The 19,011-nt window shown below is 43.7% G+C and carries 21 protein-coding genes; 15 read left to right on the forward strand and 6 right to left on the reverse strand.

Annotated features, from left to right (window positions below):
* Positions 1–120: 120 nt before the first annotated feature.
* The 12 genes from ACX6CI_RS19230 (at position 121) to ACX6CI_RS19285 (ending at position 9,519) form a co-directional block, all read left to right on the forward strand.
* A complete protein-coding gene (locus tag ACX6CI_RS19230; protein WP_458775278.1) occupies positions 121–522 on the forward strand; it encodes a response regulator in 402 nt (133 codons plus the stop codon).
* A 23-nt stretch (positions 523–545) separates the two neighbouring features.
* On the forward strand, positions 546–938 hold the full coding sequence (locus tag ACX6CI_RS19235; protein ID WP_458775279.1) for a hypothetical protein: 393 nt from the start codon (positions 546–548) through the stop codon (positions 936–938).
* A gap of 48 nt (positions 939–986) precedes the next feature.
* Complete coding sequence (locus ACX6CI_RS19240) at positions 987–2,672, forward strand: response regulator (protein ID WP_458775280.1); 1,686 nt, start codon at positions 987–989, stop codon at positions 2,670–2,672.
* A gap of 227 nt (positions 2,673–2,899) precedes the next feature.
* A complete protein-coding gene (locus ACX6CI_RS19245; protein WP_458775281.1) occupies positions 2,900–3,934 on the forward strand; it encodes a 3-oxoacyl-ACP synthase III in 1,035 nt (344 codons plus the stop codon).
* On the forward strand, positions 3,934–4,503 hold the full coding sequence (gene amrA, locus ACX6CI_RS19250; RefSeq protein ID WP_458775282.1) for an AmmeMemoRadiSam system protein A: 570 nt from the start codon (positions 3,934–3,936) through the stop codon (positions 4,501–4,503). The genes ACX6CI_RS19245 and amrA overlap by 1 nt, the downstream gene beginning before the upstream one ends.
* On the forward strand, positions 4,500–5,123 hold the full coding sequence (locus tag ACX6CI_RS19255; protein WP_458775283.1) for a hypothetical protein: 624 nt from the start codon (positions 4,500–4,502) through the stop codon (positions 5,121–5,123). The genes amrA and ACX6CI_RS19255 overlap by 4 nt, the downstream gene beginning before the upstream one ends.
* Positions 5,124–5,157: 34 nt before the next feature.
* On the forward strand, positions 5,158–5,355 hold the full coding sequence (locus ACX6CI_RS19260) for a hypothetical protein (RefSeq protein ID WP_458775284.1): 198 nt from the start codon (positions 5,158–5,160) through the stop codon (positions 5,353–5,355).
* A 6-nt stretch (positions 5,356–5,361) separates the two neighbouring features.
* Positions 5,362–5,868: a PaaI family thioesterase gene (locus tag ACX6CI_RS19265; RefSeq protein WP_458775285.1), complete on the forward strand. Its 507-nt coding sequence runs from the start codon at positions 5,362–5,364 to the stop codon at positions 5,866–5,868.
* A gap of 65 nt (positions 5,869–5,933) precedes the next feature.
* Positions 5,934–6,260 (forward strand): hypothetical protein, encoded by a 327-nt coding sequence (locus tag ACX6CI_RS19270; RefSeq protein ID WP_458775286.1) that lies wholly within the window; start codon positions 5,934–5,936, stop codon positions 6,258–6,260.
* Positions 6,261–6,276: 16 nt separating this feature from the next.
* Positions 6,277–7,326, forward strand: a complete 1,050-nt coding sequence (locus tag ACX6CI_RS19275) for an NAD-binding protein (protein ID WP_458778489.1) — start codon at positions 6,277–6,279, stop codon at positions 7,324–7,326.
* Positions 7,327–7,343: 17 nt separating this feature from the next.
* A complete protein-coding gene (locus tag ACX6CI_RS19280; RefSeq protein ID WP_458775287.1) occupies positions 7,344–7,559 on the forward strand; it encodes a 4Fe-4S dicluster domain-containing protein in 216 nt (71 codons plus the stop codon).
* A 172-nt stretch (positions 7,560–7,731) separates the two neighbouring features.
* On the forward strand, positions 7,732–9,519 hold the full coding sequence (locus ACX6CI_RS19285) for a hypothetical protein (RefSeq protein ID WP_458775288.1): 1,788 nt from the start codon (positions 7,732–7,734) through the stop codon (positions 9,517–9,519).
* Between the two features lie 220 nt (positions 9,520–9,739).
* On the opposite strand, the gene ACX6CI_RS19290 is transcribed toward ACX6CI_RS19285, so the two are convergent.
* Positions 9,740–10,804: a cytochrome-c peroxidase gene (locus tag ACX6CI_RS19290; RefSeq protein WP_458775289.1), complete on the reverse strand. Its 1,065-nt coding sequence runs from the start codon at positions 10,802–10,804 to the stop codon at positions 9,740–9,742.
* 214 nt (positions 10,805–11,018) lie between these two features.
* A complete protein-coding gene (locus ACX6CI_RS19295) occupies positions 11,019–11,339 on the reverse strand; it encodes a hypothetical protein (protein ID WP_458775290.1) in 321 nt (106 codons plus the stop codon).
* 205 nt (positions 11,340–11,544) lie between these two features.
* Here ACX6CI_RS19295 and ACX6CI_RS19300 point away from each other — a divergent pair, with 205 nt between their 5' ends.
* From ACX6CI_RS19300 to ACX6CI_RS19310, 3 genes are all read left to right on the forward strand, one after another.
* On the forward strand, positions 11,545–12,018 hold the full coding sequence (locus ACX6CI_RS19300; protein WP_458775291.1) for an RNA polymerase sigma factor: 474 nt from the start codon (positions 11,545–11,547) through the stop codon (positions 12,016–12,018).
* Positions 12,018–12,590 carry a glycogen-binding domain-containing protein gene (locus tag ACX6CI_RS19305; protein ID WP_458775292.1) on the forward strand — a complete coding sequence of 191 codons (573 nt, stop codon included), beginning with the start codon at positions 12,018–12,020 and terminating at the stop codon, positions 12,588–12,590. Before ACX6CI_RS19300 ends, ACX6CI_RS19305 begins: the two co-directional genes overlap by 1 nt.
* Positions 12,591–13,013: 423 nt before the next feature.
* Complete coding sequence (locus tag ACX6CI_RS19310) at positions 13,014–14,114, forward strand: hypothetical protein (RefSeq protein ID WP_458775293.1); 1,101 nt, start codon at positions 13,014–13,016, stop codon at positions 14,112–14,114.
* 305 nt (positions 14,115–14,419) lie between these two features.
* On the opposite strand, the gene ACX6CI_RS19315 is transcribed toward ACX6CI_RS19310, so the two are convergent.
* The 4 genes from ACX6CI_RS19315 to ACX6CI_RS19330 all read right to left on the reverse strand — a co-directional run bounded on the left by ACX6CI_RS19315 (position 14,420) and on the right by ACX6CI_RS19330 (position 18,715).
* Positions 14,420–14,848 carry a hypothetical protein gene (locus ACX6CI_RS19315; protein WP_458775294.1) on the reverse strand — a complete coding sequence of 143 codons (429 nt, stop codon included), beginning with the start codon at positions 14,846–14,848 and terminating at the stop codon, positions 14,420–14,422.
* A 321-nt stretch (positions 14,849–15,169) separates the two neighbouring features.
* A complete protein-coding gene (locus tag ACX6CI_RS19320; RefSeq protein ID WP_458775295.1) occupies positions 15,170–16,435 on the reverse strand; it encodes an MFS transporter in 1,266 nt (421 codons plus the stop codon).
* A gap of 157 nt (positions 16,436–16,592) precedes the next feature.
* Entirely contained in the window at positions 16,593–17,720 is a 1,128-nt protein-coding gene (locus ACX6CI_RS19325) for a hypothetical protein (RefSeq protein WP_458775296.1), read from the reverse strand.
* Between the two features lie 8 nt (positions 17,721–17,728).
* Positions 17,729–18,715: a hypothetical protein gene (locus ACX6CI_RS19330; RefSeq protein WP_458775297.1), complete on the reverse strand. Its 987-nt coding sequence runs from the start codon at positions 18,713–18,715 to the stop codon at positions 17,729–17,731.
* Between the last annotated feature and the right edge of the window lie 296 nt (positions 18,716–19,011).

The raw sequence follows: 19,011 nt of genomic DNA on the forward strand, positions 1-19,011 counted from the left end.
ATGGAGGTTCCATTAGTGTAACTATAATGATATTATTCGTTATATATAATTTGAATGGTATTGTATTAGCTATGCAGACTGAAAACAACAGTTGCACTTTCAGGAATGAAGAGGTTTGGAATGAAGACGTTAATTGTTGAAGATGACTTTCTTGCACGTGCGCTACTGACCACCTTGATTTCAGAATATGGTGAGTGTCATATCGCGGTGAATGGTAAGGAGGCTCTTGAGGCCATTGAGCGAGCATACAATGATAAGGTTCCATACGATCTGATATGTCTTGATATAAAAATGCCTGTAATGGATGGGCATGAGACTCTTCTTGAGTTGAGAAAAATGGAGGAAGAGCATTTAGTATCACTTGCGGACGCAACGAAGGTCATTATGGTTACAGCTGTTGATGATTCTAAAAATATGATGAAAGCAATTCGTCAGGGACATTGTGAGGCCTATCTTACCAAACCATTTGATAGGAAAAAGCTTATTGACCACTTAAAAAAATTAGATCTCATTGAATCGTAACTTGATACACTGCTGAGGGTTGTATGGGTCGTAGGAATACCAAATTAGATTATATTGACGTGCCAGTTCCTGGAAAAGTTACTGTTTCAATATTAGATTATCATTTTCAAGTAAAGTATGAGTTGGGTGAGGAGCAGGCGAAGGCTTTAGTGATGAGTTCTTGTGAGTCGTTGAATGATTTCTTATTGGACGCACGCTCACTTCTCGCTGCACATGATAAAGATATGGAGTACGAACCTATCAGGGGTATTGTACACCGTGCAAAGGGGTTATTCCTTATTATGGGGCAGGATGAGTGGGCTGGTTATGCAACATCCTTAAAGAAAAGCGCGATAGGTAAGGTCCATAGTAATCTGCAGATAGTTGTGGCTAATATAGAAAAGAACTTTACTGATATTATTGTGTTGTGTGACTAACTGTCACGTGTGGAAAGTAATTTGGTACTAATTGATGGGGAGGGCTTTGTGGCTGATATTGATAAATTAGAAAAACGGCTAAAGAAAGTTGAAGCGGAACTTGTTGAACAAAAGCGTACCAATAAATTACTGAAAAAACGGGCTTTACAGGCCATAGTTGGCAACAGAAACAGTCAGCTTTGTGAAGAGGGGCGAAAAGAGTGTGAGGCAGGCCTTGTACGGGCTGAGCTTTCCAGTCGTGTTAAGTCAGTATTTCTTGAGAATGTGAGCCATGAAATCCGCTCTTCCATGACTGGTATCGTTGGTATGACAGAGCTGGTTCTTGAGACAGAAATGTCCTCGGAACAGCGGCTGTACTTAGAAATGGTGGGTTCATCTGTTGACAGGCTTCTGGTGGTGGTCAACGAAGTCCTTGATTTTTCACGGATTGAAACCGGAGAAATTGAATTTGAAGCTGAAGACTTTAATCTCAAACAGGGTCTGGACCATGATCTGTATGTGATGAGTCAGGCGGCCAATGAGAAAGGGTTGAAATTCACCTGTACTGTTGAGCCTGATGTTCCGGCACTGGTTCATGGTGATGAGTCCAGACTTATTCAGATTGTTACCAATATTGTCAACAATGCTATTAAATATACGGATAAGGGATCAGTAGCTGTTACCATAGCAAATGATGGTTATGATTCCGAAAACAACCTGAAGCTAAAGTTCAGTGTGCGGGATAGTGGATGCGGTATTGTTCAGGAAAAAGTAGAGCAGATCAATCACTATTTTAAGCAGGATATGAAACCCCATGTGGCCCTGCCGCTTTCCATCGGAACGACTGGACTTGGGCTGACAGTTACCTCCCAGCTTGTAAAACTTATGGGTGGTACCATTGGTGTTGAAAGTGATGGTAAGGGCACCCATTTCTGGTTTGTACTACCCTATAAAGAGGTCGCGGACTTATCCACCCTTGAAGAGAAGGCCACAGAGACAGTTGCCAATATTAAGGAAGAGGCAACCTATGCCCTGCGCGGGGCAAAGATCCTGCTTGCTGAAGATGAGTACATCAACCGTGTTCTTATTGAAACGGTCCTTGATCAACTGGGGGTGGATGCAACTGCCGTTGAAAGTGGGGAAGAGGCGGTGGTAGAGGCCTGTAGTGGTAAATACCAGCTGGTTCTAATGGATGTTCAGATGGATGGAGTAGACGGTCTTGAAGCAACCCGGCGCATCCGCAAGTATGAGAAAAAAGAAGGTGGCCATCTTCCAATAGTGGCCCTGACAGCCCATGCTATGACTGGTGACAGGGAAAAATGCCTCCAGGCTGGGATGGATGATTACCTTACAAAGCCCGTTAATAGAAATGAGATTTTAGAGGTGATGACAGAACATCTCACCAGCCGTGCCCTGGTTGTGGACAGCGATATAGAGAGTCAGAATATTTTTGTCAGAAGCTTAATTGAAGCTGGCTGGCAGGTGACTATTGCTGAAACCAAAAGATCCGCTATGTATGAGGCATCTCTTAATCATTTTGAGCTCATTATTCTGGACACCTCAAGCGCTCAGATAGAGGGTTTGGAGGCAGTGAAGACAATCCGGCAACTGGAAGAGTATACTGGTCAGCGTGCAACTATTCTAAGTTTGGATGAAGATAGTCAAGGAGGTGAAAATGATGCCTTCGATGGAACAATTGTGCGTCCGGTAACAAAAGAAAAACTATCGGCACACCTTGAAGCTGTAGCAGGGTAGATCGGCTTTATTCTCTACCCGATATGGATACAAACCTGATTTTGGCTTGGAAATAGGGTATACTCCCTTTCCGATTAACAGCGCCGGGGTCAGGCTTGTATCAAGAATTGATACCCAACTATCCCGCCTCAACAGTTCTTCGTATCGTTTAGAACGCATTAACAAAGTCAAAATTATTCCGGTTATTTCTGTATTACATTGATATTAACACTACCAGAAAATACTCCATGATACATTATTCCAAGGTTTGCCTTGATACTTTCGGTTACGAGCTTCCCCCTAGAACTATCTCCTCTGAAGAGATTGAGACAAGACTAGCGCCTGTCTACGAGAGACTTAACCTGCCCGCTGGTCGTCTTGAACTGATGAGCGGTATTAAAGAGCGGCGTCTCTGGGAGGACGGTACCAGACCCAGCCAGGCAGCAACTCTTGCCGGCCAAAAGGTCTTGGCAAAAGGCGATATAGATCCAGCTGAAGTTGACTGTTTGATATTTACCTCGGTTTCAAGAGATATGATGGAACCAGCCACAGCGGCCTTTGTTCACAACAGTCTTGGTCTGTCATCCTCTGCTCTGATCTTTGACATTTCAAACGCCTGCCTTGGCTTTTTGGACGGTATGGTGATGCTTGCCAACATGATTGAGCTGGGTCAGGTGAAAAACGGGCTGATCGTCTCTGGAGAGACTGCCGAAGAATTGCTGGAGTCAACCCTTGTCACCCTCTTAAACGACCAGAGTTTAAGCCGTAAAACCATAAAGCCGGCCTTTGCATCACTTACTATCGGTTCTGGTGCTGTAGGCCTGTACATGCGCAGGACAACAGACAATGAGGATGGGGTACGCCTTGTTCATGGAGCATGGCAGGCTAATACCACTCACAGCAATCTTTGTCATGGTGGGCAGGAGAGTAATGCAACCCTGATGGCAACCAACTCCGAAGAACTGCTGCATAGAGGTGTTGAGACAGCGCAGAGTACCTGGCAGTTATTTTCTAAAAAAGAAGGTTGGCGGGGAGGAGACATCGATCGATTTTTCTGCCATCAGGTCGGGTCAGCCCACGCAAAACTTCTGTTTGAAAGCCTTGGTCTGTCGCCTGATAAAAACTTTGAAACCCTGGCAAGTCTTGGTAATGTTGGTTCTGTATCTGCGCCAATAACCATGGCCATGGCCATGGAACAACAGATATATAAACCCGGTCAAAAAGGAGCCCTTCTTGGAATAGGAAGTGGAATAAACTGTATGATGCTGGGAGTTGAGTGGTGATGGAACATCAATTTACAACGAAACAGCGGGCAACGCTGTTACAATTTGCCCGGGCTGTGCTATGTCACAGGTTGCAGGGAGGGGAGCCTCCTGCCACAACTAAAGAACCTGATTTTTTACATAAGAGAGCTGCCTTTGTCACCTTGACCATGGGTGGGAAGTTGCGGGGGTGTATCGGTAACCTTGTACCGGTGGGACCATTATGGCAGGGTATTCATGACAACGCACTCAGTGCCGCATTTCATGACCACCGTTTTGATGCCTTGACAGCAGAGGAGCTTGCCCTCGTATCTATAGAAATTTCTGTCCTCAGTGAGCCGAAGAAACTGTCCCATGGTGGTGGAAATGATCTTGCTGATAAGCTTCGCCCTGGAATTGATGGGGTGATCCTTAGAAAAGATGGACGAAGTGCCACCTTCCTTCCTCAGGTCTGGGATCAGCTACCGACCACTGAACTATTTTTGGACCACCTTTGTGTAAAGGCGGGACTTCCGCAAAAAAGTTGGCAGGCAGGTGATGTATCCATTGAAACCTATCAGGTCGAGTGTTTTTCTGAGAGCGAGTTATGAAAGAAATTATTTTGTCGAGTGAAGATAAGCTTGAGTTAGAAGACATTTATAGCCAATTGCAATTGGAGTATGAGCGACTTGCCGGGGAGCTGGATTTCAGCTGTACCGGTTGTCCTGATAACTGTTGTGATTCCTATTTTCTCCACCATACCTACGCGGAGTGGGCATATCTTTGGGAGGGAGTTCGTGCCCTTGATAAAAACGATCAGGATGCACTCATTGTAAGGGCAGAGGCCTATGTGAGTGCCTGCGAAGAAGCCGAGCAGCGCGGTGAGCGGCCCCAGGTGATGTGTCCTGCCAATAGCGAAGGACTGTGTCAGATATATAAACACCGTCTACTGGTGTGCAGGACCCACGGGGTTCCCGCAAGGATGACAAGGCCAGACGGACAGGCCATGCAGTTTCCCGGCTGTTTTCGTTGTCAGGATATTGTAGAGGCTAAAGGGGCTGGATTTGTGATCGAGCCGGTTGAACGAACACCTTTATTACGACGTCTTGCTGTTCTTGAAAATAATCTATTGTATATGAAAAGGCATCTCCACCCGAAAGTGAAGCTGACTATTGCTGAAATGCTTGTTAAGGGGCCGCCAGAGTTATCGTTTGGTTGTGGAGACGGTTGAAAACTAAAGTACTCAATGTTTAAACGGGAATAATATGAGAAGTCCAAATGAATTGTGGGAAGCTCTAGGTGATATAGATGATGAAGAGGCTCAGCATGTTTTAGCCAGGCTTTTTGCCATGTATGAGCAGATGCTGACCCAGGACGGAGCAACTGAGGAGACTGATCGGTTTTTTCAGAATTTGCACAACGCAATTGAGCTGACCCAGGAGTGTAACCTCAATCGGAGGTAGGTCCTAATGCGAGTAAAGGTAGTTAAAAAGCAGCCTAATTCAAAAATGTGCTTTGTCTGCGGTGTAGACAATGATTTCGGGCTTAAAAGTAAGTTCTATGAACTTGAAGATGGTCAGCTGATGTGTGTTTTCCAACCTGCAGAGGAACACCAGAGCTATCCAGGAAGATTGCATGGGGGAATCGCTGCAACCATTCTCGATGAAACCATCGGCCGAGCCATTATGATATCCGGTTCTGGTGAGCTTTGGGGGGTAACCATCGATTTTTCAATGAAGTTTCGAAAACCGGTCCCTCTTGATCAAGAGGTTCGAGTGTTAGCACGTGTTATTTCTGAACAGAACCGATCCTTTGTGGCGGAAGGCGAGATTATACTCGCTGATGGTACTGTGGCTGTCCAGGGAAAAGGGAAATACCTGAAGATGAATATCGATAAAATTGCTGATTTCGACCATGAGGGTGAAGAATGGCGAACTGTTTCCCTTGATGATGATCCTGAATATGTGGAGATCTAGCAAAATAGAAATTTAACAAATTTCGTTGTTGCGCCTATCCCTACGCTTTTTGTAGGGGCTTGTTGGTGACATACTCTAAAGTGCTTGCAGTACTACCGCTTCTAGCAACAGTATCCGTGCATAGCGACGGACACCATGGCTCTGCACTATTTGATATTGGTTCATTACCGGGATACTTGCGGATTATCGTAACATTACTTGCAATTTCCTCTATATTTCTTCTTGGCAAATTTGCAAGCAGGCCAATATTTCGCACCATTGCGGCAACCAAGGTCAGGGAAATCTTTGTCGCGGCAGCTCTTGCCATGGTGGTTGGAATATCACTCTTGATGACTGCTGTCGGTCTGTCTCCTGCTCTAGGGACTTCTTGCAGGCGTTGTCCTTGCCGATAGTGAATGTCGACATGAGCTGGAAAGTGATCTTGAGCCCTTTAAGGGACTGCTTCTTGGAATATTTTTTATCTCAATTGGCGCCAGTCTCAATTTCACCCTGATTGGAAATGAAATTATTCTTATCACGGGTCTCACAGCAGGGCTTATCGGCTTTAAATGGCTTGTACTCACTGGGGTCAGTTTTACCTTCAATATGGATAAGCAGGTGCGTTCACTTTTGGCCATTACCCTGGCTCAGGGTGGTGAGTTTGCCTTTGTTTTATTTCAATTTTCCAAAACCAATGGTGTGTTGCCAACTGAGACTATTGAACCTCTTATTTCTGCTGTTGCAATCTCCATGTTTCTTGCACCACTGCTTTTTCTCGCTCATGACAAGTACGTTTCAAGAAGGCAAGGAGATGAGGCCTCAGAGCGTGAAGTTGATACAATTGAACGGAGTGAACATAGGGTCATTCTTGCGGGATTTGGCCGTCTCGGAACTGATCTTGGTCGCTTTCTTATTTCAGCGGGTATCAAGCCAGTTATCCTGGACCACGATTCTGCCAATGTAGATGTCTTACGAAAATTTGGATTTGAAGTGTATTACGGAGATGTTACACGGCTTGATCTGCTTGAAGCCGCAGGTGCTGAAAGTGCTGAACTCCTTATCATCACCATCGGAGACATAGATAAAGCAACTGAGCTTGTTGAGTTAGCACGTAAACACTATCCGCATCTCAAAATAGCCGTAAATGCTACAGAACGTTCTGCCGCCTATGAACTTATGGATATTGGTGTCACTGACATTCGGCGTGAAACATTTGGAAGTGCGCTGGATCTTGGTCAGGATGCATTGAAAATGCTCGGATTTGACCCCTATGAAGCATATAGGCTCAAACGTATCTTCAGGAAAAAAGATGAAGAGATAATGCCAGACTTATACAGAATGCACAGGGAAGACGAAGATCAATATATATCGATGTACCAGAAGCATAATGCCGATCTGGAAGAGATAATGAGTCTAGACCTGGAAACGGATACCGAAGAATTAGATAAGGCCTGGACAGCGAAAAACCCGGAAGACTGATGAGCAAAGTTTGAAAAATGAAGACAAAAGTTAAGGCACCCCTCATTATCAGGGAGTGGTGCCAGGGGTGCGGTATCTGTGTAGTACTGTGCCCTGAAAATGTATTGGTCCTCGGGGAAGGAAATAAAGTAACGCCACTATTCTCGGAAAACTGTTCCTGTTGCAGGCTGTGTGAAGCGAGGTGCCCAGATAAGGCAATTGCTGTTATCGACAACAAGAACAACGGATGGTAAATCGAAATACCCCCCTCTTCTTTTGCAAAACCCACCTTTTGATATTTAAAAACATTGTAACCTTTTTATTCTTAAAACGTTGTTATAGAGAAGGACAACTATGCCATCATTTCATAGGCCACAATGACTTATCCATTACGGATGAAGTATTTTCCTGAAAACAGGGGGACATGTGAAAACTATATGTATAGCATTCTTTCTTTGTATACTGAGTAGCAATATTGTCTGCGCTACCAGTCAAACGGAATATTCTAGTTCAACAACCATGGGGGCAAGAGAAACTCAGAATCCCACTTTTTTAAGAGATGATAATGGCAATGGTAATGCCGGTGACAATAACAATAATGGAACTATAGAAGAACATTCTACCATCACCGAATATGTGGGGCCTGCCACCTGTATTGCCTGTCATGATGAAGAAGCACATGAAGCACTCAACTCGATCCATATGCAATGGAAAGGTCCAACTCCGGAACTCACCAACACTGACGGAGAATGGCTGGGTAAGGCTTTTAAAGGAATTAATACATTCTGCACCTATGCAATGACTTCACAGGGAGCCTGTTTTTCCTGTCATGTAAGAGCAGACGGCAATGCACCACATCCACCCGAGGTCCTTGATGTGGACTGCTTGATGTGTCATAGCGAGATCTACCAGAGAAAATTCCTTCATGATCCTGAAAATACTGTAACAGTGGAAAATGTTCTTGGTGATACTCAGACATATGTTATGGAGTATCTTGATGCAGATAGAAATTTCATTACTGTTCCAGACTTTGACAAGATGCCTGATGGAATAGATATGGTTGATGTTGCCAGAAATGTTCATCTGCCGACGCGATATACTTGCCTGCGTTGCCATGCATCTGCCGGTGGAGGCGATTGGTTGAAGAGAGGGGACATGGGTTGGAGTACAGTCAATGCACCTGTAGAAGAGGATGTGCACCTCTCGCCAGATGGAGCGAACCTGCACTGTACGAACTGTCACTCTGCCTCAGATCATATGATAGGTGGACGTGGAATTGATCTGCGTCAGACGGAGGCAACAGACCCTGCCTGCGATGCATGTCATTCGAGCACGCCCCACTCCAACAAAGTTCTCAACAGACACGCAAAAGGACAGGTAGCCTGCCAGGTGTGCCATATCCGTACGTTCGCCAAGGGTGGCAGCACTGAGATGTCGCGGGATTGGCAGATACCTGTGTGGAATCCAGCTTTCTGTTCAGGTCAGGGCGGTTTTATCGGAGAGGAAGTCCGAGCTTCGTTTGTCACCCCCGAGTATGTCTGGTTTGATGGGACATCGTATGTTTATAATATAGGCGAGGTTATAGAGCCGGATGAAGATGGCATTTACCATATGGCTAAGGCAAACGGTGCAGCTTTTGACGGCAAGTCCTCCATCGTACCGATCAAGCGACATTGGTCTATCATGCCCCTGCACGATGAGAGCAGCCAGATTGTGCCACCTGCTATAATGTGGATGTTTATGACCGGCAGATTTGAAGATGCCGTTACCATAGGGATGGATGCAGCAGGGATGACTGGCAGCTACTCAATCATTGAAGCAGACGCAGAGATGTTGATAACCCATGGCGTTGACCCAAAAGAGAAGGCTCCAAAATGCAATGAGTGTCACGATAATTCAGGCCATACTCCTGACGGTTCCGCTCTATTAGCACTTACTGCCCTCGGCTATCACAATCTTCCTGACTCAGTGAAAAACTGTACTCTCTGTCATGAGGAGAAATGGTTATCGTGGGAAGCGACACACAGGGTGCATAGAGAAGAAAGAATTGCATGTACAAGCTGTCATACATCCGAGCCCACGGGCTTGATCAGTAAACCGGGGATACTTTGCTCAAGCTGTCATGAGAAGAAATCGTGGGAAGATGAATCTCACAAGAAGCATCTAGAAAAAGGTCTTGTATGTACAGATTGTCATGTATTTTTAAATAGATAATGATAATTGCGGGGTTTCTATCACAATCTTGTGATTTAACATGGTCTATCTCGGGCGTTTAGTCATTGTTCTATCAAGGAGGGAGGAGCAGACTTTACTTTTTTCAACCTGCCCCCAAACATTGTGACATCAAAAAAATAAGGGACGATTTAAAGGCAAATCGTCCCTTCAATACTCTTATGCAGTTCTTTTTTTGCAGCACAATATGTTTAATTCTTTTTTAGTAATCTGAAAGTGTAAAGAGAAAGGCAACCAGGTCATCAATTTCTTGACTCGTCATTCCAATATTTCCCAGGTCTTTGTCATTAATGTTTTCATTTACTTCAGGGAAATCCCACTGGGCTATGTCACGAGAGTTTTTGAAACGAATAATATCTTGTAGTGTTGCGAAATAACCATTATGGCCGTAAGGAGCAGTTAATGCGACATTTCGCAATGTTGGCACCTTGAATTTACCGTTTTGCAGCTCTGCATCATCGATTTCCTCAACTGTAGCGAGGAAGCCGCCTAGACCCAAATCTATCGGATTATCTTCTAGGATTGGATTTATCGGTATTCCTATATTATGATATGAGAAATTGGTAAAAACTGGCAATTCAGTACCTTGGCTCAGTGAATGACACTGTGCACATTTTTGCCCGAAAACACCCAGTCCTCGTATCTCTTTTTCTGTGAGTATGCCCGCGTCATAGCGCGAGGTGAATCGCTGGAGTTCATTTGATCTTTCGTATGCTGCTATAGCAAAACCGATATTATCATATGCCTCTTCTGTGTCAGTAAGAGAATTAAAGCCAAATACTAATTCATAAAGATGTACATAATCAGAGTCTCGAACAGCCTGGACAACTGCTTCCTTATTCGGCATGTTCATCTCCACCGGGTTAAGCGGCGGTCCTTGAGCCTGTTCAGCAAGTGGATCTACAAGTGTCCATCCTGTAGCACGGCCATCCCAGAACATTCCTCCGATGTATTCACCATCTTCTCGCTGGTGAAGAATTGGGCTAGAACCTGCATATGCAGCCGATGGTGCGTTTCTTCCACCAAAGCTGACATTATCATCTCCCAGGGATACCACTGTAAAATAGGGATCTCTGCTATTCGTCGGGTCTGCGAAGCCTGATGAATGATGGTGACAGGTTTGGCATGATTGCGTCTTGTTGAGTGAAAAATCCTTGTCTTTATACATGATCTTGCCAAGCTGTTCGATATTAGATAGAGAAGCCGCCTGACCTTGGGATGTAGTCATACCAGCAATACAACATAATATGAGTGCTATTTTATTCATATCCTCTCCTTGGTATTCATGTCGCAATAGATTTTTGATGAACTCAGCTGTATAACAATTGTGCGGGAAAAACATAGAATCCTTCGAGTATCGCGGGTGTAAGATTCTAAAATCGACAAACGACCCCGGCAAAGACAAGCTCTGGCAGGATCGTTGATTATACTTTGCCTACCTGCTTAACCTCCAGATAGGGAAAAGTGGTGGTTAGGCTATTTTAGCAAGACTGGTCTTGGTCCGTGTCTCGATCCTGATCCCGGTCTTGATCTTTTTCTTTGTCACCTGTGTCGCTTCCTCCTTGCCCATTGCCCCCTTCATTACCGTTTCCAGCACTCACCAACAATACAGTGTCGTCGATGGATACCAGAGAGCTCACAGAGCAGTCTCCTGGGCCGTTCCCAGTGCCATCAGCTGGACCGTCTCCTGTTCCTGTCCCGTCACCAGGTCCGTTGCCATTACTTGCCATAGCAGGAAGCGAAAGTAGTGCGATGATTGATGCGGTAATGATGGATTGAGAAAATAATTTTCGGTGTTTCAAGGTGATTCCTCCTTGTCATTTTTTAACTACATTAAATAAAGGTGAACTATGCACGATTGTGCACACGATACTGATACAACGCAGTCAAACAAGAAAGTTACATTTTTGAGGAAGGAAAATAATTTTTTTTAATTTTGTAACCTGCTGATACATATTCCGTTATATATCTATTGTAGTGAACACAAGATCACCTCAGGTTTTCATTATGTCAGGACAATACAAACATTTTTATCTGAATTACAAAGACAAACTTTTCAGTTACCTTTTGTATAAATGTGGAGACAGAGAGCTGGCTCTAGAGGTAACGCAGGAGAGTTTTGCCCGGCATCTGAAAAGCTATAGCAATAGTGATCGATTAACACCATCTCTATTGTTTACAATCGCAAGGAATGCTCTTGTAGATATATACCGGAGTAGGGGGAAATTCAAAATTGTGGATTCCCCTGAAAAATCCACAGGCATAAATGAAGAGGATCGTTTCATTGTAAGAGAAGAATCTTCTCTGATGTATGAGGCTATGAAAAAGCTCAATGAAACGGATAGAGAGTTGCTTGTCCTCGCTGTAAATGGTTTACCTTATAGTGAGATAGCCAACACTCTTCATTTAAGTACTGCCAATGTCAAAGTACGGATTCACAGAGCAAGAACACAACTACGGAAAATCATGGTGGAAGGCTGATGAAGACAATTGATCACTTGATAAGTATGTATTTGGACAATGAATTATCATTAGGACAAAAATGTCATTTTGTTAATAAGGTTCATCAAGATAAAAAATTTTACGAGAGTACAGTTGAGCTTATTAAGCAGGAAAAAACTCTCCATAACGTCTTACGTCAAGAAGCCCCGGTAACAAAACCTGGAAAGATAGTACAATCGAGAATCGTTCGTTTAACAGGCCAGGCAATGGTAGCTGCTACTATTTTAACCCTCTCATTTTTCAGCGGCACTTATTTACAGAAATCTCAACAAACAGCTTCTGTAAACCTGGTGAGCGACAACTACCGAAGGTTTGTTCTCCACCAAAAAGAAACAGACCAAGTAGAAATTGTGGGAAGCTTTACCCAATGGAAAAAGATTCCACTTGTTCGTAGTGGACAGGAAGGATATTGGGAGGTGACGTTGAAACTGCCGAGTGGAGAGCATCGTTATTCTTTTGTGATAAATGGCAACCAGCATCGCCCTGATCCGACCGTACAGGACATGGAGATGGATGATTTTGGTTCTTCAAATTCAATTTTACAAATATAACTACTGTATGAAAAGACTAACTTACAGAATCCTCTGTTTTGTAACACTACTCTGTTTATCTATAATATCTGGATGTACTTCTCAGCATTATTTAAGAGTACAAGAGAGCAATGTTGTTTTTTATTTGAAAAATCAAAGTGCTAAAGAGGTATATTTTGTTTCAAGTGTTGACCATTATCAACACAATAAAGCATTGCTCGAGAAAGGTGGTCTTTGGTCTTACTCCATACCGATGGACAGCGAATTTTCTTATTTTTATATAATAGATGGGGTTATCACTATTCCAAATTGTAAGGCAACTGTGCAGGATGATTTTGGAGGCAGGAATTGTGTTTTTTCACCAGAAACGTAACTTTTGGCAATTATATCCGTTTATATTACAGGTAGCACGTATGGGAAACATTTATTTACTGAGAGGTTGTTATGGCTCCAAAATATAAAAGTGTAGTGTTGTCATATTTTCTAGCAGTAACTTTACTTGCCTTTACACCTGTAATCGTATTTTCGAAATCTGCACCACAGGGCCAGGGTATATCTCAGGAAAGTATGACCGAAGAAATGCGTGTGGAAGAGATACGTAATCTTGAAAAGCAGGTGAAGGAATACGGTTTTGGTGAAACAGACCTGAATGAATTGAGAAGCATACTGAGAAAAACCCAGTCAAATGAATTACCCTTAGATCCTGTAGTGCATAAAGTTTATGAAGGTATGGCCAAAAATATACAACCTGCTGGTATTGTGCATGCGGCAACTCAGGTAGAGGATAGGTACAGGAACGCAATACATTACACAAGACTCTTATCAACTACACAGACTAACAAAGGGAAATTAACAGAAATCATCGCTCAAACTCTAGCTGCAGGGATGAAAAATGAAGATTGTAATGAGCTTGTCCTACAATTAAATGCACGTGTTCGTACCATGAACCGGCTCGAAAGAAACGGATTAATAGGCGAAACCATGATTACAGCGCGCGACATGGCACGTAGGCAAGTGCACTCACCAACTGTGTCGAACGTACTCTCCAGTGCCCTTCAGCAATCTTTTCAGGCGAAAGATATGACCCAATTAAGACAACGTTTTAGTGCTCAGGCAAAACGAAATTCTCCTGAAAACATTGCTATAGAATTTCGAAAAAACATTGTTAGTGGTGTTGCGGCAGGAAAACTTGGCGAAGACTTTGCTACTTCGAATTCTGCCGGTTCTGTAGGTTCATCCGGCGGTGATGGCGCGTCTGGTGGTTCATCTGGCGGCAGTAGTGGGTCTGGTGGTTCATCTGGCGGCAGTAGTGGGTCTGGTGGTTCATCTGGCGGTAGCAGTGGGTCTGGTGGTTCATCTGGCGGTAGCAGTGGGTCTGGTGGTTCATCTGGCGGTAGCAGTGGGTCTGGTGGTTCATCTGGCGGTAGCAGTGGGTCTGGTGGTTCAGCTGGCGGTAGTAGTGGGTCTGGTGGTTCATCTGGCGGTAGTAGTGGGTCTGGTGGTTCAGCTGGCGGCACTGGCGGGTCTGGGAGTAATAACCGTTAAATAGAAATTTCGAAATCCTGTGTTACCTAAGAATAAGGTATAAATTGTAGCAATCCAATAGTGACTACACACATCCGGATGCAGGGGCTATCCGCAGCTTAATTGTTATCTTTGCTGGAACACTCAATGTTTATCACGCCTGATAAACCGTTCTGCTCTACATTGTTGATATTAAAACTGAATAGATAACCTTCAAATAATCCCGATTATATAATTCAAATCTGCACTGGAAAAGGGTAGTTGATCTATACACAGCACAGGTAGAACAGGCCTGAGGCTTGGTCTACCTGTTAATGGATCAGTTATTAGTCAATATTAATACAGCCTTCAACACTCTGAGGGGAGCACAGTAGAGTATCAACGCTGATAATCACCTCCCTACCCCAGTCACTTCTTTCACTCCATTCATTAGAATTAGAGCTAACACTTGTAGATACCAGTTCCACATAATCCCCAAAAGAGATTGAAACAGTCACTTCGTCATCAAGCAAGGAGATACCAGCAAGTAAATAATCATCAATTATATCTTCTGCATCACTGACAGAGGATACTGTAATTGTGGTTGTTTCCATAGTGCTATCAAAGACCATGGTAGCATGGGGAGTGTCTGATACTAACTCATCAATCATTGCATAAATTTCTTCATCAACCATGTCTGCAGTAGGATGATGGGCAAGGGTTGGGCTGACAGTAAAGGCCAGGCAAAGGGCAACAATACTTATGCGTTTACTCATGGTAATCCCCCTTGTTAAATTGTTTTTGCAGTAGCTCCAATCTACCGCAGATAATTGTGGATATAACTCCAAAGACAGCACCTGTGCGTAATCAAATTACAGTGTCTATCGCATAGACATATATTTTTTTATTAAACGCATAAAAGAAGATTCGGTTACAGCACTACTAAGATATAAGTAAATTAATCTTCTTTAGCTCGCGTTGTAACCCTATGTACATTATTCATGATAAATCCAATTAGATCTTTGCTTCAGAAGCGTTACAATCCCAGGTTTTTGGTGAAACTTTACTGTATCCAGATATCAACTTGACCTGTAACCTTATTCTGCATCGGTCACTCTGGTAAGAATAAGGGCTCCAACTACAAAGAGGATCAGAAGACTTAATACCCCCCAGCGACTATCACCTGTAGTAGTTGCTACTATGCCCATGAGAAATGGGCCTGTGATGGCTGCAAATTTCCCAAAAACATTATAAAATCCGAAGAATTCAGAGCTTTTTTCCGGCGGGATGAGTTTTCCAAAGTAGCTTCGGCTGAGCGCCTGGATACCACCCATGGAAGAGGCAATGAGAAAGGAAACAGTCCAGAAGGCATATATACGCAGTTTCAGGTCTTCAACTGCGGGTAGACAGAAGGCGAAGATGGTTACAAAGATATACACCCCAATACCAGTGAGCAGCATCTTTTTAGGTGTGAACCTCAGGGCAAGTCTGCCATAAAGGATGGTGAATGGAAAAGCCACTATCTGAATGAAGAATATTACCCCGATAAGTGTATTAATACTAAAACCAAGGTCCCGCCCATAGGCAGTAGACATTGAGATGATTGTACCCACCCCATCAATATAGAAGAAGTAGGCCCCCAGAAAGAGAAACGCCTGCTTATGTTTTTTGATTTCCTTTAGCGTTTTGAAAATTCGTTTAAAACTGTCTGTTACCGGACTCTTTGTCGGTTCAATGTGGTGTTTCTGTTTGAGGTCAAGAATCGAAGGCAGGGCAAGAACTGCCCACCACAAGGTGACGATGATAAAGCCGATCTTGGTGGCGTTAATCGGGAGACCATCACCCATTCCAGCTTGTAATAAGATGTAAATTATAAGAGCAAACGGGATGACACTGCCGATATAGCCAAACCCGTATCCTTTTGATGATATCAAATCCATCCGTTCTTTAGTTGTCACATCTATGATAAAGGCGTCGTAGAGCACGTTCGCCCCGGACCACCCAATTCGTGCAAGGACAAAGAGCGTGAGGCAGAGTAACCACTGTCCCTGTTGGACCATGGTAAGCGCGAGACTGAAGGTAAGTCCAATCCCAAGGAAAATGAGAAAAAAGAACTTTTTTCTCATTCTATAGTCAGCCATGGCACCTAAAAGCGGTGAGAGAATGGCTAAGACTAGAGCGGCTGTGGAGTTTGCATATCCCCAGTGGGCAGTTGAAACAGCATTTGAGAGGTGGGAGGCGGCAAAGTCTTTATAAAATACGGGCATGATCGCCGTAACCATCACCAGTACAAAGGCGGAATTCCCCACATCGTATAGTATCCAGCTGCGTTCTTCCTTGGTAAGCTGTTTTGATTGTGTCACCAGAAGTACCACCCCTTGACCCTGAGTTATGAAACTGTACGAAAAGTATTATCGATTAACGTTCATTATATCAAGATCAAAAAGCGAAGTATTATTTGATGAGTCGATGGAGGCAAAAAAAAAACCGACCAGGGAGGAACCTGATCGGATTTTTTGTTTATAATTTAATTGTGTTTCTTTGGTTTGTTACTCTGTTGACCTTTACATAGTTTTTCCCAAGGTCTCGAATAATCCAACCCTTATCTGCCCTGTAGTCTTCACGAAATACCTTAAAGTCAGACCATGAAAGAAAATTTTGGTTTTTGGGGTCGCAGAAGCTGTCAACGCTAACAACTTCAAATTTCTCCTTATTGAGCTTAAAGCCAAGAAGTGTAGGTGATTTTTTATACCGTTCTCCAAAGCGGATGTTCTGGACAAATGCGAAGGTAGACTTCGTACGTGACAGTACCATTTTGCGTGGGGTAAAGTTTTTGGCTACAGAGTTCATTATTGCATTATTCATTTCTTTTACGGCTACTATCTCAGGATTAATGAGATTGTATCCTGGTTTGGTAGGATTCCAGAAATCCCTAAATCCTACATAGGTTTTTAACAGGTGTTCATTACAATTTTGGCTCGAATCTTCTACGTAATCAGAGAGAAGGTTGTACTCAGGGTTATGGAAGAAGGTGAAGGCCCCGTTGGTTACGAGTTGGTCTGTTGTGTATTTTGCCTGTCCATTGTCATCTCGAACTTGCCTTCCTTTGTTGTTTTTGAAGTATCGTTTGTTTGGCTCAATGTTCAGTTGTCCGTTGGCCCGTAGAAGGTTCCATAGTTTGAGTTGTACTTTTTTTTCAGGTAGGAAGACGATGGCATCTTTTTCAAAGGAACCCACAAAGAAATGCGGTAGGGTCCAGGCGCGCAGTTCGCTCATGTCATACTCCTTATCTCCTATCTTTTTAGCACCTTTCATACGAACCAGGTTAAAGGTCAGGTAGTCCGAATTTTTTCCAAATCCATTTCGTATGACAAATCCACAATGGGCCATTCCTGATAGATCCAGGTTATCCACATCAGACACTCCAGTTTTTGGGTCTCCTGCTCCTCTTCTGGCAATGATACCGACGTAGGCATCATTTTTTCTGAGGTAGTCTTCAACGTGATCAATAAGGAGGGTTGTACGTTGCATGTTTTCCTCCTGGTTGCTTTCACCGGTAGAATCTTCACTGAGACCTTTAGCAAAGGCAGGATCTATAAGTAGGTAGAGTATGACGAGAACAGAGAATATTTTTGATATAAGTTTCATGGAAAATCCTATTGTTGAATGTTAGCAGTGGTGTTGTTTACAGCATCAGTAAGAGAGTCAAGTGAAGCTACCACAAGGCCTGAGCCGGTATTAATGACAACCACGATTGCGTCATTGGCTCCGTGCACGCTTGTGCTGATGGCTTTGACGGTAGTTGTTGCGGCGCGCTTAGTGAGGTCTTTTGCATATTTGACACTGTCTATACCAAGACTATGGAGGTGGGATGCTGTTTCAACGGTAAAGGTGTAGGTTTTAATTCCACCTTTAATTGATGACTGTACTGCGTTGATGCTGGCTTCTTTTAATATCTGGTTGGCCTCTGCCACAGTCATGAGCACATAGCGCTCTGTTATTTGGGCCGACTCGATGCATTCTGCTGCGATTGCAAGAGAACTGTCGATAAATGATTGTGCTGCATCTTCACTGAGGTGTATTCCCGCTTTTCCTGCATTGGCAATAAGCACTGTGCTGTCCGCGCTTATCTCAACTCCTGCAGCAGCAAGGGTTACGGCAAGTTCTGCAGCTTCACCACTCAACCTGCCACTTGCCGCTGCAATATTGACAGCCTGCGAGAGAAAAAGTTCTGCAGTGTCTGTAGAAATGTAGATGCCGGAGAGGGCAGCGGAGGCCACGAAAACAGCGGAGTCTGCAGAAAAATCGACTCCGGCTCGCGTTAAGTCTGCGCTGAGTTGGCCTGTGGTAACCAGACCTTCAGTGAGGACATCCGATGAAAATACAACTGCATCGCCGGAAACTTCAGCAGCATCAATGATTGTGTGAGCAATCGGTGTTCCTAGGGTTATAACAGCATCGGCACTGAGGTAGACGCTGGCACCGGAAAGACAGGCTGCAGCAGAGGTGAGCATGAGTGCAGAACCTGAGATATCGGCGCTTGCATCTTCGCTTGCTCCTCCAAAACTTCCAGCAAAACATGGAGTGGTGCAGAGTAATAGGGTGGCGGCAACAGCGGCTCTAAATGTATTAAGTAATTTCATGTTGTTCTCCTTGTAGTTGAGTTGACTCGTTATCTTCAGGTCATGTTGTGTTTGTTTCGACCTGTTACCTCAACTAAAGCAGGCTGCGTGCCAAAACTGTTGTTTTTGTAATAAATCGTTTAAAATCAAATGTTTGTTTTGTTTGTGATGTTCTTTAATTAAAAAGAAGTGAGGGAAATTGTACTTTTAATGGATAAGAAGTATACATATTGTGTATGTTGAGTGTTGGTTGTGTCGTCAATTTTGCTTGAATGAGGTGATAATTCTATCTTTTATTACTTTTATCGGTATTAATA

The organism is Desulforhopalus glucosivorans (assembly GCF_054397165.1).